Origin of the sequence: Streptomyces tricolor, from assembly GCF_002155905.1 — a bacterium.
Taxonomy (GTDB): domain Bacteria; phylum Actinomycetota; class Actinomycetes; order Streptomycetales; family Streptomycetaceae; genus Streptomyces; species Streptomyces tricolor.
Window position 1 is genome coordinate 1 of record NZ_MUMF01000449.1, and the last position, 14,531, is coordinate 14,531.

A 14,531-nucleotide genomic window follows, 5' to 3' on the forward strand; every position below is an offset into this window, starting at 1 on the left:
GGTGCGGGACCGGCTCGCCGCCGACGGGGCCAACGCCCGGCAGACCGAGATGGAGGCCCGCCTCCAGGTCCGTACGCACGAGGAGCGGGTCAAGGGGCTCGCCGGGCGCGCCGACTCGCTCGACCGCGCGGCCCGCGCCGAACGCGAGGCACGCGCGCGTGCCGAGCAGCGGCGGGCCCGGCTGCGGCACGAGGCGGCGGTCGCCGAAGCCGTCGCCTCCGGCGCCCGGCAGCTGCTCGCGCACGTCGAGGTGTCGCTGGCCCGGGGCGAGCAGGAGCTGGCCGCCGCCCGTACGGCGGGCCGTGAACTGAAGGCCGAGCTCGACAAGTTGACGGATTCGGTCCACCGGGGCGAGGTACTCGGCGCCGAGAAGCGGCTGCGCATCGAGCAGCTGGAGACCAGGGCGCTGGAGGAGCTGGGTGTCGAACCGGAGGGGCTGGTGGCGGAGTACGGTCCGCACCAGCCCGTGCCGCCCTCGCCCCCCGCCGACGGCGAGCAGCTGCCCGAGGACCCCGCGCACCCGCGGAACCAGCCCCGCCCCTTCGTCCGTGCCGAGCAGGAGAAGCGGCTCAAGGCGGCCGAGCGGGCGTACCAGCAGCTCGGCAAGGTCAACCCGCTGGCGCTGGAGGAGTTCGCGGCGCTGGAGGAGCGGCACAAGTTCCTCAGCGAACAGCTGGAGGACCTGAAGAAGACCCGCGCCGACCTGCTCCAGGTGGTGAAGGAGGTCGACGAGCGCGTCGAGCAGGTCTTCACCGAGGCCTACCGGGACACCGCCCGGGAGTTCGAGGGCGTCTTCGGCCGGCTGTTCCCGGGCGGCGAGGGCCGCCTGGTGCTGACCGACCCCGACAACATGCTCACCACGGGCGTGGACGTCGAGGCGCGCCCGCCGGGCAAGAAGGTCAAGCGGCTCTCCCTGCTCTCGGGCGGCGAGCGCTCGCTGACGGCCGTCGCGCTCCTGGTGTCCATCTTCAAGGCCCGGCCGAGCCCCTTCTACGTCATGGACGAGGTCGAGGCCGCGCTGGACGACACCAACCTCCAGCGGCTGATCCGGATCATGCAGGAGCTGCAGGAGACCTCGCAGCTGATCGTGATCACGCACCAGAAGCGCACGATGGAGGTCGCCGACGCGCTCTACGGCGTGTCCATGCAGGGCGACGGTGTGTCGAAGGTCATCTCGCAGCGGCTGCGCTAGCCGACTTTCAAGATCCACTAGAAGATCACTTCACTCTGCGTTCAGTTCTTGAACACAGAGCTCACAGGCATATCTAAAAACTCACAGCCGTTGAACTATTGACTTCGAAACTTGAAGGCATAGTCTCTGCAACGTTGCTTTTACCTTCAGGTGTCACCACCTGAGAGGGCTCACCCCACACGGCAGCGTTGCCGTGGCCCGAGGAGATACACGTGACCAGCACAGCGCAGGCACCTCAGTCAGGAGCCAGGACGGCTCAACCCGATCATCTCGGGCACGTCATCTTCATCGCGGCGGCTGCCGCCATGGGCGGTTTCCTCTTCGGCTACGACAGCTCCGTGATCAACGGCGCCGTAGAGGCCATCCGCGACCGCTACGACATCGGTTCCGCCGCCCTCGCTCAGGTCATCGCGGTCGCCCTGATCGGCTGTGCCATCGGCGCCGCCACCGCCGGCCGCATCGCCGACCGCATCGGCCGCATCCGCTGCATGCAGATCGCCGCGGTCCTCTTCACCATCAGCGCCGTCGGCTCCGCGCTGCCCTTCGCGCTGTGGGACCTCGCGTTCTGGCGCGTCGTCGGCGGTTTCGCCATCGGTATGGCCTCCGTCATCGGCCCCGCCTACATCGCCGAGGTCGCCCCGCCCGCCTACCGCGGCCGGCTCGGCTCCTTCCAGCAGGCCGCGATCGTCGTCGGCATCGCCGTCTCCCAGCTCGTCAACTGGGGCCTGCTCAACGCCGCCGGCGGCGACCAGCGCGGCAAGCTGATGGGCCTGGAGGCCTGGCAGGTCATGCTCGGCGTGATGGTCGTCCCGGCCGTCCTCTACGGCCTGCTGTCCTTCGCCATCCCCGAGTCCCCGCGCTTCCTGCTCTCCGTCGGCAAGCGGGACCGCGCGCGGGAGATCCTCGCCGAGGTCGAGGGCAAGGACATCGACCTGGACGCCCGCGTCGCCGAGATCGAGCAGGCGATGAACAGCGAGCACAAGTCCTCCTTCAAGGACCTGCTCGGTGGCTCCTTCTTCTTCAAGCCGATCGTCTGGATCGGTATCGGCCTGTCGGTCTTCCAGCAGTTCGTCGGCATCAACGTCGCGTTCTACTACTCCTCGACGCTGTGGCAGTCGGTCGGCGTCGACCCGACGGACTCGTTCTTCTACTCCTTCACGACGTCGATCATCAACATCGTCGGCACCGTGATCGCGATGATCTTCGTGGACCGGGTCGGCCGCAGGCCGCTCGCCCTCATCGGCTCGATCGGCATGGCCGTCGGCCTCGCACTGGAGGCCTGGGCGTTCAGCTACGACCTGGTCGGCGGCAAGCTGCCGAGCACCCAGGGCTGGGTCGCCCTGATCGCCGCCCACCTGTTCGTCCTGTTCTTCGCCCTGTCCTGGGGTGTGGTCGTCTGGGTCATGCTCGGCGAGATGTTCCCGAACAGGATCCGCGCCGCCGCCCTGGGCGTGGCCGCCGCCGCGCAGTGGATCGCCAACTGGGCCATCACCGCGAGCTTCCCGTCGCTGGCCGACTGGAACCTCTCCGGCACCTACGTGATCTACACCGTCTTCGCCGCGCTCTCCATCCCGTTCGTCCTCAAGTTCGTCAAGGAGACGAAGGGCAAGTCCCTGGAGGAGATGGGCTGAGCCTCCCCGCAGGCCCCCCGCACTCGGGGAGAAGGGCCAAGTCCCCGCTGCCCCTCTCCTCGTACCGTCCGCCGCCCCCGGCCCGGCCACTGCCCGGACCGGGGGCGGCGGTTTTTACCGCCCGGCCCCGCGGCCACCGCTTCTAGGGTGTTCGCCATGCACTCGGTGATCAAAAAGACCCTTCTGGTCCCAGGCCTCGTCCTCGCCCTCGCGGCGTCCTCAGCGGCGTGCGGCGGCAACGAGGACGGGGGCGGAGCGGCCACGGGGCCCGACGGCACGGCGGCTTCGCGGTCGCCGTCGAGCCGCGGGCTGGGAAACATCGTCGTCGGCGGGAAAGCCGTCACCGGTTCGGAGCTCTCGGGCGTCGACAAGGTCCCCTACCGGCGCACCTCTACGGACGGCGCGCTCTACGCCCCGGTCACGGGGTACCGGTCCATGATGTACGGCCGGAACGGACTGGAAGCCGTCTACGACGACGTCCTGACCGCCGGGGTGAAGTCCGGCGGGGCGTCGGGCAACGTCGTGACGACCATCGACCCCAAGGCGCAGAAAGCCGCCTTCGACGCCCTGGGCGACCGGCGGGGAGCGGCCGTCGCCCTGGACGCGCGCACCGGAAGGCTGCTCGCCCTGGTCAGCACGCCGTCCTACGACCCCGCGACCTTCAGCGGCGCCACGCCCGATGACGCGACGGCCTGGAAGGCGCTGACCGCGGACGAGCGTGACCCCCTGCTCAACCGGGCCCTGCGCCTGGCCCCCGGCCCCGGTGCGACGTTCCACGTGGTGGTCGCCGCGGCCGCCCTGGAGCACGGGCTGTACGCGAGCGTGGACGACTCCACGAGGACGCCCCTGAACTACGTCGTCCCCGGCACGGACGCCGCCGTGGCCGGTGACTCCCCGCGGTGCGAGAACGCGTCGATCCGTACGGCCCTCCGGTACTCCTGCGACAACGTCTTCGCCAGGCTGGCCGTCGACGCGGGCCAGTCCGCGCTCCGGTCGACGGCGGAGAAACTCGGTTACAACCAGGAGCTGACGATCCCTCTCCGCGCCACCGAGAGCACGTATCCCACGAAGCCGCTCACGGCCGCGCAGCTGGCCCGGACCGGCACCGGTGGCGGGGGCGTCGTCGCCACACCGCTGGAGACGGCGAGGATCACGGCCGCGCTGGCCGACGGCGGCCGGCTCGTGACCCCGCGACTGGTGGAGCGGGTGGAGAAGGCGGACGGCAGCACGCAGAGGCCGGCGGACTCGGGCGGCTCCGGCCGGGCCGTCTCACGCCGCACCGCGGAACAGCTGCGGTCCGCTCTGCCGGCGGTGGCGAGCCGGGACGGCGACCGCCAAGGATCCTGGTTCACCACCTACGCGCGCCAGGGGGACGGCCGGCTGGTCAGCGTCGCGGTCCATGTGTCCGGCGGGGACGGCGGCCAGGAGGCGGGACGGATCGCCGGGAAGATCCTCGCGGCGTTGGCCTGAGACGGCCCTCGGGCCGAGACCCGGGTGTCAGCCGCCCAGCGCCGGAACCACCCGCTCGGCGAAGAGCCGGAGGCTGCGCCAGCCCTCCTCCACCGGCATCCCGCCCACCAGCGGATGCAGCACCAGGCTGTCCAGGCCCTGTGCCACGCACTGCTCCGGGGTGAGCACCCGGTACACGCCCTCGGCGCGCAGCTCCGCCACGCTCGTGGCCGCCGACCGCACCGCCGAGCGGATCCCGTCCGACTGCCAGGAGGCGTAGGTCCGGGCCTCGTGCAGGAAGTGCCCGCCGTACTCGGCCCAGGCCCGGTCCGGGTCCTCGGCGAGGTGCAGCAGCGGGGTCTCGGCGGCCGGCATCATGGTCCAGCCCTCGGTGCCGTACTCGGTCAGCTTCTCCTTGTAGTACGCCTCCAGCTCCGGCAGATGCGCGCTCGGGAAGAACGGCAGACCGAGCCGGGCGGCCCGGCGGGCGGCGGCCCGGGAGGAGCCGCCGACCAGCAGCAGCGGATGCGGATCGGTGTACGGCCGCGGGGTGAGCCGCACCCTGCGGCCCCGGTGGACGAACTCCTCACCCGACCACGCCTTCAGCAGCGTCTCCAGCAGCTCGTCCTGGATCCGGCCCCGGCGCCGCCAGTCGACGCCGAACAGGTCGTACTCCTCCGGCCGGTAACCGATCCCCGCCACGGTCACCAGCCGCCCGCCGCTCAGCAGGTCCAGGACGGCGATGTCCTCGGCCAGCCGCAGCGGGTCGTGCAGCGGGCCGATCACCGCCGACACCGTCACCGCGATCCGGCGGGTCGCCCCGAACACCGCTCCCGCGAAGGCGAACGGCGAGGGCAGCCAGTTGTTCTCCGCGCCGTGGTGCTCCTCGGTCTGCACGGTGGTGATGCCGTGCCCGTCCGCGTACGCGGCCATCTCCAGCGCGGCCCGGTAGCGGGCGGAGAGGGCGGCGGGAGAGGCGCCGGGAGCGACGAGGTTGAAGCGTACGACCGTGACGGGCATGCGAAGTCCCCCTCCGGTAGGACTCGGTGGAGGGGGACGGTAGCTGACGCGGCGTCAGACAGCCAGGGTCTCGGACTCCTCCGCGGGCGCCCCGGTCGCCGGGCGCACGGCCGCCGGCTTCGGCAGCACCAGGTAGAGCACGCCCGAGATCACGATGGTCGCGACCCAGCCGAGGCCGTACTCGCCGATCACGTTGTTCGTCGCGAGCGGGCCGGTGAACCAGTCCGAGGTGGTGAACATCAGGCCCGACACCAGACCGACCGCCCAGGCGGCCACGGCCGCGGGGGAGAAGCCGCCCTTGTACCAGTAGGCGCTGGTGCGGGTGGTGTCGGCCATGGCCCGGCCGTCGTACTCGGTGCGGCTCAGCATGTCCGCGCCGAACACGCCGACCCAGGCCGAGAACGCCACCGCCAGCAGCGACAGGAAGGCGATGAAGGAGCCCATGAAGCTCGTCGCCACCAGCATCAGCACCCCGCCGAAGAGCAGCGAGATCACGGCGTTGACCGAGACGGCCCAGTGCCGCGGCACCGTGATGCCCAGGGTCTGCGCGGTGAAGCCCGCCGAGTACATCGACATCGAGTTGATCAGCAGCATGCCGATCAGCGCGATGAACAGGTACGGCACGGCGATCCAGGTCGGCAGGATCTCGCCCAGGAAGGACACCGGGTCGCTCGCCGAGGCCAGGTCCGGCGTGGAGACCGCCATCACCGCGCCCATCAGCACCATGGGCAGCACGACGACGCCGGCACCGCCGACCGCCGTGCCCACGATCGCCTTGGACGAGGCCGTGCGCGGCAGGTAGCGGGTGAAGTCGGGGGCGGACGGGATCCAGCTGACACCGCCCGCGGCGATCATGCCGATGCCGGTGATCACCGCGGCCGTGGAACCGGCGCTGTGGTCCATCACCTTCGACCAGTCGGTGTTCGCCACCAGATAGCCCAGGACCAGCACCGAGAAGACGCCGAAGAGATACGTCGCGTACGTGTTGCACTTCTGCACGGCGGTGATGCCGAGCCCGGAGATCGCGAAGGTCGCGACGACGAACGCCAGCAGCGTCACCATGTCCAGCACGCTGTTCGCCTTGATGTCGAACAGGATGTCGAGGATGGTGAGCATCGCGTACGCGCCGGTCACCGCGTTGATCGTCTCCCAGCCCCAGCGCGCGATCCAGATCAGCGAACCGGGCAGCAGATTGCCGCGCTGTCCGAAGACCGCCCGCGACAGCGCCATGCCGGGCGCGCCGCCCCGCTTGCCCGCGATGCCGATCAGGCCGACGAGGCCGTACGACACGACCGGCGCCGCCACCGCGACGACCAGCGCCTGCCAGATGTTCAGGTGGTACGCCACGACCAGGCTCGCGCCCATCGTCAGCAGCAGCACGCTGATGTTCGCGCCGACCCAGGTGGGGAACAGCTCCCGGGTCTTGGCCGTGCGCTCGTGGTCGGGGACCTGTTCGATACCGCGGGTTTCGAGAGCGCCTTCGGTCTCGACGGTTTTGCTCATGAAAGAGGTGCCAGACGTGGGGGGACAGGGGGACGTGGGGACTCTACGCGCGTGGACAGAGCCGCCACCATCGTACTTTGCTCCGAGTCCTTGCGTTAAGTGGCCTTTGTCTCTCGGAGGAAGCCACAAACGCGGCCCTGACGCACCCCATGTCCGATACTGGTCGGGTTATGGAAACCATCATCCTTGCTGTAGTCATCGCCGTGGTCGTGCTCGGCGCGCTCGGCGGGCTGATCGTGGGCAGCCGGCGCCGGAAGCCGCTGCCCCCGCCGCCCCCCAAGACGCCCGACATCACCGCGCCCCCGGCCGAGCCGCACGTCGGCGACGAAGCCGAGACGCCGCGCGACGAACCGCGCCGGACGATCGAGGAGGTGGATCTCCCGGGCGGCCCCGCACCGGTCGTCGTCGAGGAGCCGCCCGTTGTCGAGGCTCCCGAGATCGAGATCCCGGAGCCCACCGCAGGCCGGCTGGTCCGCCTGCGCGCCCGCCTGTCCCGCTCCCAGAACGCCCTGGGCAAGGGCCTGCTCACGCTGCTCTCGCGCGAACACCTGGACGAGGACACCTGGGAGGAGATCGAGGACACGCTGCTCACCGCGGACGTCGGTGTGCAGCCCACCCAGGAACTGGTCGAGCGGCTGCGCGAGCGCGTGCGGGTCCTCGGCACCCGCACCCCCGAGGAGCTGCGCGGCCTGCTCCGCGAGGAGCTGCTCAAGCTGATCGGCACCGACGTCGACCGCACGGTGAAGACCGAGCCGGAGGACCGCAAGCCGGGCATCGTGATGGTCGTCGGCGTCAACGGCACCGGCAAGACCACCACCACCGGCAAGCTCGCCCGGGTCCTGGTCGCCGACGGCCGCACGGTCGTCCTCGGCGCCGCCGACACCTTCCGGGCCGCCGCCGCCGACCAGCTCCAGACCTGGGGCGAGCGGGTCGGCGCCTACACCGTGCGCGGCCCCGAGGCCGGCGACCCCGCCTCCGTGGCCTTCGACGCGGTCAAGGAAGGCAAGGAGATGGGGGTCGACGTCGTCCTCATCGACACCGCCGGGCGTCTGCACACCAAGACCGGCCTCATGGACGAGCTGGGCAAGGTCAAGCGCGTGGTGGAGAAGCACGCGCCGCTGGACGAGGTGCTGCTCGTCCTGGACGCCACCACCGGTCAGAACGGCCTGGTGCAGGCCCGGGTGTTCGCCGAGGTCGTGGACATCACCGGCATCGTGCTGACCAAGCTGGACGGCACGGCCAAGGGCGGCATCGTGGTCGCGGTCCAGCGGGAGCTGGGCGTGCCGGTCAAGCTGGTCGGACTCGGCGAGGGCGCGGACGACCTCGCGCCGTTCGAGCCGGAGGCGTTCGTGGACGCGCTGATCGGTGACTGAGCACTTACCCGCGAGTGCAGCCCGCAGCGCGAAGCTCCCGCCCCCGAGGTGCAGTCGGGGACGGGAGCTTCGTCGTCTCCGGCGCGCTCACGCCCGCGACCGGTGCGCCACGTACGCCAGCGTGCCCAGCAGCAGCCGCGCCGCCGGCGGCCTGGTCGCCGAGTCCAGCGCGGGCGGGCGGAGCCAGCGCGCCGGGCCCAGGCCGCCCCGGTCCGAGGGCGGCGCGGTGAGGTACGTGCCGGGGCCGAGGCCGCGCAGGTCGAGGGCGGCCGGGTCGTCCCAGCCCATGCGGTAGAGCAGCCGGGGCAGGTCGGCGGCGGCACCGGGGGCGACGAAGAAGTGGGCGCGGCCGTCCGGGGTGGCGGTCACCGGACCGACCGGCAGGCCCATGCGCTCCAGGCGGACCAGGGCGCGCCGGCCGGCCGGCTCCGAGACCTCGATGGCGTCGAAGGCCTGGCCCACCGGCAGCATCACGGAGGCGCCCGGGAACTCGGACCAGGCCTTGTTCACCTCGTCCAGCGTGGCCCCGGCCGGCACCGGCGGCGCGAACTCCAGCGGATGCGCGCCCGGCGCCGCGCAGTCGGCGCGCCCGCACGAACAGACGCCGCCGGCGGCCCGTGCCCCCGGCACCACGTCCCAGCCCCACAGTCCGGTGAACTCGGCGACGGCGGTGCACTCCGCCGCACGCCCGCGCCGACGCGTGCCGGAACGGATCTCGCGGATGCCGCCGATCGTGAAGCCCATGCCCCCTCCAACGGGTCCAGCGCGCGGGTGGTTACGCCACGGAACGAGACGGAAGCGGAACGTAACGCTACGGCGCCCCTGCCCGCGGTGGTGCGGGAACAAGGCGGCGCCTTGAGGTGCGACGGGTGGCACACGGGGGGATGTGCGCCCCTGTATGCATCGGTCCGCCTACTTCCGGCCGTCCTATGTCAAGTGAATCGCGCGGAGCCGATCGTGAGTTCATTCGAAGGGGTGGCGAATGGTGGCGTTTCCGGGATCCCCGTGGCTGGACGGGTGATCGTAGGATTACTGTGAGTGTGCGAGTCCCGGGGGCACATGCACTCGTGGGTATGCCGGAGGCAAGTCGTCAACTCGTTCGAAGGGTGAGAACCGGCGGACGGGAGCCCGTATTTACCGGCATTCTGATAGGGCTTGGCGCATCAGGCGACAAGTGGTCTCAGGGATGGGGGCATTCCAGTGGGCGGCAATGGCGGTAGCGGGACACACGCTGACAAGCGCCCCAACGAGCTGCTCGGCTCGTGGTTCGTGCGCAGCGGCTGGTCCAAGGGCGAGCTGGCCCGCCAAGTGAACCGCCGGGCACGCCAGTTGGGTGCCAACCACATCTCCACCGACACCTCGCGGGTGCGCCGCTGGCTGGACGGGGAGAACCCCCGCGAACCGATCCCGCGCATCCTCTCGGAGCTGTTCTCCGAGCGCTTCGGCTGCGTGGTCTCCATCGAGGACCTCGGCCTGCGCACCGCCCGCCAGTCGCCCGCCGCCTCCGGCGTCGACCTGCCCTGGACCGGCCCGCAGACGGTCGCGCTGCTCGGCGAGTTCTCCCGCAGCGACCTGATGCTCGCCCGGCGCGGCTTCCTCGGCACCTCGCTCGCCCTGTCCGCCGGCCCCTCCCTCATCGAGCCCATGCAGCGCTGGCTCGTGCCCGCCCCGGCCTCCCCGGTGCCGCCCGAGCCGCAGCCCGCGCTCGACCCGCGCCGGCCGGGCCGGCTCTCCCGGCCCGAGCTGGACCTGCTGGAGTCCACCACGCGCATGTTCCGCCAGTGGGACGCCCAGTGCGGCGGCGGCCTGCGCCGCAAGGCCGTCGTCGGCCAGCTGCACGAGGTCACCGACCTGCTCCAGGAACCCCAGCCCGAGGCCACCACCCGCAAGCTCTTCCAGGTCGCCGCCGAGCTGGCCGAACTGGCCGGCTGGATGTCGTACGACGTCGGCCTGCAACCCACCGCGCAGAAGTACTTCGTGCTGGCCCTGCACGCCGCCAAGGAAGCCGGTGACAAGCCGCTCGGCTCCTACATCCTCTCCAGCATGAGCCGCCAGATGATCCATCTCGGCCGCCCCGAGGACGCCCTGGAACTGATCCACCTCGCCCAGTACGGCAGCCGCGACTGCGCGAGCCCGCGCACCCAGTCCATGCTGTATGCGATGGAGGCCCGCGCCTACGCCAACATGGGCCAGCCCGGCAAGACCAAGCGCGCCGTCCGCATGGCCGAGGACACCTTCGCCGAGGCCGACGAGTGGGACGAGCCGGATCCCGACTGGATCCGCTTCTTCTCCGAGGCCGAGCTGTACGGCGAGAACTCCCACTCCTACCGCGACCTCGCCTACGTCGCCGGGCGCAGCCCCACCTACGCCTCCCTCGCCGAACCGCTGATGCGGCGGGCCGTGGAGCTGTTCGCCAAGGACTCCGAGCACCAGCGGTCGTACGCCCTCAACCTGATCGGCATGTCCACCGTGCACCTGCTCCAGCGCGAGCCCGAGCAGAGCACGACCTACGCCACGAAGGCCATGGAGATCGCCAAGAAGGTCCGTTCCGAGCGGGTGAACACCCGTATCCGAAAGACGGTCGACACGGCCGTGCGCGACTACGGCGACCTCGCCGCCGTGGTCGACCTCAGTGACCAGCTCGCCGTCGACCTCCCGGAGGCCGCCGAAGCCGTCTGACCACCGCAACCCCCCGAACCCCGGCCGCGGCCGGTCCTCCCGAACTGCCCGACTCGGCTCCCCCATGCCAGGTCATCGGAAGGCCCGCCGCGGCCGGTCTGTGTCTCCTCCGCCCGCAGGTTGCGCCACGATAACGATCGGCGAGCCCGGAATCCGGCGCTTCATCCAGGCGTAACACGCAAGGCGCCCTTGTCACCCCGGCGAAACAACGAGGGGCTTCCACCGAAACCGCGCTGCGCCAATCTCGTGGCGCATAACCGGCCCACCCCTCACCCCGACCGGACCGCTCAGGCACCGCCCGCACGGGGCCGCACCAATCGACGAGGAGACGCCGATGGCACCAGCCATCATGCTTGCGGCGGACACGAAACTGTCGTCCGCCAACACAGGCTTCATGCTCATCTGTTCCGCCCTGGTGATGCTCATGACCCCGGGACTGGCCTTCTTCTACGGAGGCATGGTCCGCGTCAAGAGCACCCTGAACATGCTGATGATGAGCTTCATCAGCCTCGGGATCGTCACCATCCTGTGGGTGCTCTACGGCTTCTCCTTCGCCTTCGGCACCGGCAACAGCCTCCTCGGCTACAACGCCGACTGGATCGGGCTCAGCAACATCGGCCTGACGGAACTCTGGGACGGCTACACCATCCCGGTCTTCGTCTTCATGGTCTTCCAGCTGATGTTCGCGATCATCACGCCGGCCCTGATAAGCGGCGCCCTCGCCGACCGGGTCAAGTTCTCCGCCTGGGCGCTCTTCGTCGCGCTGTGGGCCACGATCGTCTACGTCCCCGTCGCCCACTGGGTCTGGGGCGCCGACGGCTGGGCCTTCAAGCTCGGCGTGATCGACTTCGCGGGCGGTACGGCGGTCCACATCAACGCCGGTGCGGCGGCCCTCGGTGTCATCCTCGTCATCGGCAAGCGCGTCGGCTTCAAGCGCGACCCCATGCGCCCGCACAGCCTCCCGCTGGTCATGCTCGGCGCCGGCCTGCTGTGGTTCGGCTGGTTCGGCTTCAACGCCGGCTCCTGGCTCGGCAACGACGACGGCGTCGGCGCGCTGATGTTCGTCAACACCCAGGTCGCCACCGCCGCCGCCATGCTGGCCTGGCTCGCCTACGAGAAGATCCGGCACGGCGCGTTCACCACGCTCGGCGCCGCCTCCGGCGCGGTCGCCGGCCTGGTCGCCATCACCCCGTCCGGCGGCGCGGTCTCCCCGCTCGGCGCGATCGCCGTCGGCGCCATCGCCGGTGTCGCCTGCGCCGCGGCCGTCGGCCTGAAGTTCAAGTTCGGCTTCGACGACTCCCTCGACGTCGTCGGCGTCCACATGGTCGGCGGCATCATCGGCTCCCTGCTGGTCGGCTTCTTCGCCACCGGCAAGGGCCAGTCCACCGCGACCGGCGTCTTCTACGGCGACCACTCCTTCGACCAGCTGTGGAAGCAGTGCGCCGGTGTCTTCGCGGTCCTCGCCTACTCCCTGGTCGTCTCCGCCGTCCTCGCCCTCCTCCTCGACAAGACCCTCGGCATGCGGGTCACCGAGGACGAGGAGATCTCCGGCATCGACCAGGCCGAGCACGCCGAGACCGCATACGACTTCAGCGGCGCCGGCGGCGGGGTCACCGGGACCGTCGCCGCCCCCGCCCTGGCCGCCGCGCAGACCAAGAAGGTGGACGCATGAAGCTCATCACCGCCGTCGTCAAGCCCCACCGGCTCGACGAGATCAAGGAAGCCCTCCAGGCCTTCGGCGTCCACGGCCTCACGGTCACCGAGGCCAGCGGCTACGGCCGGCAGCGCGGCCACACCGAGGTCTACCGCGGTGCCGAGTACACCGTCGACCTCGTCCCCAAGATCCGCATCGAGGTGCTGGCCGAGGACGACGACGCCGAACAGCTGATCGAGGTCATCGTCAAGGCGGCCCGCACCGGCAAGATCGGGGACGGCAAGGTCTGGTCGCTGCCCGTCGAGACCGCCGTACGCGTCCGCACGGGCGAGCGCGGGCCGGACGCGCTCTGACACAGCAGAATCCGGGTCAGGGACAGTCGGGGCACACAGGACAGGAGTCGCCGGGTGACGGGTACGGATGTGCGGAAAGAGACGGAAGACTCGGGACCCGGCGGCTACGCGGCGGCCCGGCTGCGCCTCCTCACGGAGGGAGCGCGGTCCGGGCCGCCGCGCCGTACCGCCCTGGCCGAACTGACCGACGACTGGCTCGCCGGACTGTTCGGCGCCGCCGCGGCCGGGGCGCGGGGCGTCTCGCTGGTGGCCGTGGGCGGCTACGGCCGCGGGGAACTGTCCCCGCGCAGCGACCTCGACCTCGTCCTGCTGCACGACGGCTCCGACCCCGGCGCGGTCGCCGCCCTCGCCGACCGGCTCTGGTACCCCGTCTGGGACCTCGGCCTCTCCCTCGACCACTCCGTCCGCACCCCCGCCGAGGCCCGTAGGACGGCCGGCGAGGATCTCAAGGTCCACCTCGGCCTGCTCGACGCCCGCCACCTCGCCGGCGACCCCGCCCTCAGCGCCGGCCTGCGCACCACCGCCCTCGCCGACTGGCGCAACCAGGCCCCCAAACGGCTCCCCGAACTCCAGGAACTGTGCGCCGAACGCGCCGCACGGCAGGGCGAACTCCAGTACCTGCTGGAACCGGACCTCAAGGAGGCCCGCGGCGGCCTCCGCGACGCCACCGCCCTGCGCGCCGTCGCCGCCTCCTGGCTCGCCGACGCCCCGCGCGAGGGCCTGGCCGACGCCCGCCGCAGCCTCCTCGACGTACGCGACGCCCTGCACCTGGCCACCGGCCGCGCCACCGACCGGCTCGCGCTGCAGGAACAGGACCAGGTCGCCGCCGAACTGGGCCTGCTCGACGCCGACACGCTGCTGCGGCAGGTCTACGAGGCGGCGCGCGTGATCGCCTACGCCAGCGACGTCACCTGGCGCGAGGTGGGGCGCGTCCTGCGCTCGCGCACCGTCCGGCCGCGGCTGCGCGCCATGCTGGGCGGCGGCAAACCGGTCACGGAACGGTCGCCCCTGGCCGAGGGCGTGGTCGAGCAGGACGGCGAGGTGGTGCTCGCCCGCGCCGCACGCCCCGAACGCGACCCCGTGCTTCCGCTGCGTGCCGCTGCCGCCGCCGCACAGGCCGGCCTCCCGCTCTCCCTGCACGCCGTACGGCGCATGGCCGCCACCGCGCGCCCCCTGCCCACGCCCTGGCCCGCCGAGGCCCGCGAGCAGCTCGTCACCCTGCTCGGCTCCGGCCGCCCGACGGTCGAGGTCTGGGAGGCACTGGAGGCCGAGGGCCTGATCAGCCGCCTGCTCCCGGACTGGGAACGGGTCCGCTGCCGCCCCCAGCGCAACGCCGTCCACGTCTGGACGGTCGACCGGCACCTCATCGAGACCGCCGTCCGCGCCTCCGAACTCACCCGCCGGGTCGGCCGCCCCGACCTGCTGCTGGTCGCCGCCCTGCTGCACGACATCGGCAAGGGCTGGCCCGGCGACCACTCGGTGGCCGGCGAGATCATCGCCAAGGACGTCGCCGCGCGCATCGGCTTCGACCGGTCGGACGTGGCCGTGCTGTCCCTGCTGGTCCGCCACCACCTGCTGCTCATCGAGACGGCCACCCGCCGCGACCTGGACGACCCCGCCACCGTCCGCTCGGTCGCCGAGGCGGTCGGCACCCAGAGCACCCTGGAACTGCTGCAC

General features: G+C 71.4%; 11 protein-coding genes. 8 read left to right on the forward strand and 3 right to left on the reverse strand.

Annotated elements, in window-relative coordinates:
* From CCN44_RS29215 to CCN44_RS29225, 3 genes are all read left to right on the forward strand, one after another.
* Positions 1–1,192 (forward strand): AAA family ATPase (locus CCN44_RS29215; RefSeq protein ID WP_158103164.1); only part of this gene is annotated, 1,192 nt, incomplete at its 5' end.
* Between the two features lie 212 nt (positions 1,193–1,404).
* A complete protein-coding gene (locus CCN44_RS29220; RefSeq protein WP_059252825.1) occupies positions 1,405–2,823 on the forward strand; it encodes a sugar porter family MFS transporter in 1,419 nt (472 codons plus the stop codon).
* 156 nt (positions 2,824–2,979) lie between these two features.
* Positions 2,980–4,293 carry a penicillin-binding transpeptidase domain-containing protein gene (locus CCN44_RS29225; protein ID WP_086700873.1) on the forward strand — a complete coding sequence of 438 codons (1,314 nt, stop codon included), beginning with the start codon at positions 2,980–2,982 and terminating at the stop codon, positions 4,291–4,293.
* Between the two features lie 27 nt (positions 4,294–4,320).
* Here the strand turns inward: CCN44_RS29225 and CCN44_RS29230 are convergent, their stop codons facing one another.
* Positions 4,321–5,292, reverse strand: a complete 972-nt coding sequence (locus tag CCN44_RS29230; RefSeq protein ID WP_059252827.1) for an LLM class flavin-dependent oxidoreductase — start codon at positions 5,290–5,292, stop codon at positions 4,321–4,323.
* A 54-nt stretch (positions 5,293–5,346) separates the two neighbouring features.
* Positions 5,347–6,795: a cytosine permease gene (locus CCN44_RS29235; RefSeq protein ID WP_086700876.1), complete on the reverse strand. Its 1,449-nt coding sequence runs from the start codon at positions 6,793–6,795 to the stop codon at positions 5,347–5,349.
* 170 nt (positions 6,796–6,965) lie between these two features.
* Between CCN44_RS29235 and ftsY the strand changes: the two genes are divergently transcribed.
* A complete protein-coding gene (gene ftsY / locus CCN44_RS29240) occupies positions 6,966–8,168 on the forward strand; it encodes a signal recognition particle-docking protein FtsY (RefSeq protein WP_059252829.1) in 1,203 nt (400 codons plus the stop codon).
* Between the two features lie 87 nt (positions 8,169–8,255).
* Here ftsY and CCN44_RS29245 read toward each other — a convergent pair whose 3' ends face one another.
* Complete coding sequence (locus CCN44_RS29245; protein WP_086700879.1) at positions 8,256–8,912, reverse strand: bifunctional DNA primase/polymerase; 657 nt, start codon at positions 8,910–8,912, stop codon at positions 8,256–8,258.
* Between the two features lie 456 nt (positions 8,913–9,368).
* On the opposite strand from CCN44_RS29245, the gene nsdA reads away from it, so the two are divergent.
* The 4 genes from nsdA to CCN44_RS29265 all read left to right on the forward strand — a co-directional run.
* Positions 9,369–10,847, forward strand: coding sequence for a transcriptional repressor NsdA (gene nsdA, locus CCN44_RS29250; RefSeq protein ID WP_086700882.1), 1,479 nt, complete (start codon positions 9,369–9,371; stop codon positions 10,845–10,847).
* Between the two features lie 334 nt (positions 10,848–11,181).
* Positions 11,182–12,519: an ammonium transporter gene (locus CCN44_RS29255; RefSeq protein WP_059252832.1), complete on the forward strand. Its 1,338-nt coding sequence runs from the start codon at positions 11,182–11,184 to the stop codon at positions 12,517–12,519.
* Positions 12,516–12,854 carry a P-II family nitrogen regulator gene (locus CCN44_RS29260; protein WP_030990174.1) on the forward strand — a complete coding sequence of 113 codons (339 nt, stop codon included), beginning with the start codon at positions 12,516–12,518 and terminating at the stop codon, positions 12,852–12,854. Before CCN44_RS29255 ends, CCN44_RS29260 begins: the two co-directional genes overlap by 4 nt.
* A gap of 54 nt (positions 12,855–12,908) precedes the next feature.
* Positions 12,909–14,531 (forward strand): [protein-PII] uridylyltransferase (locus CCN44_RS29265; protein WP_086700884.1); only part of this gene is annotated, 1,623 nt, incomplete at its 3' end.

Coding starts and splice junctions, on each gene's coding strand:
- CCN44_RS29225 (WP_086700873.1), top strand. CDS start 2,980: ATGCACTCGGTGATCAAAAAGACCCTTCTGGTCCCAGGCCTCGTCCTC.
- CCN44_RS29230 (WP_059252827.1), bottom strand. CDS start 5,292: ATGCCCGTCACGGTCGTACGCTTCAACCTCGTCGCTCCCGGCGCCTCT.
- CCN44_RS29235 (WP_086700876.1), bottom strand. CDS start 6,795: ATGAGCAAAACCGTCGAGACCGAAGGCGCTCTCGAAACCCGCGGTATC.
- ftsY (WP_059252829.1), top strand. CDS start 6,966: ATGGAAACCATCATCCTTGCTGTAGTCATCGCCGTGGTCGTGCTCGGC.
- CCN44_RS29245 (WP_086700879.1), bottom strand. CDS start 8,912: ATGGGCTTCACGATCGGCGGCATCCGCGAGATCCGTTCCGGCACGCGT.
- CCN44_RS29255 (WP_059252832.1), top strand. CDS start 11,182: ATGGCACCAGCCATCATGCTTGCGGCGGACACGAAACTGTCGTCCGCC.
- CCN44_RS29260 (WP_030990174.1), top strand. CDS start 12,516: ATGAAGCTCATCACCGCCGTCGTCAAGCCCCACCGGCTCGACGAGATC.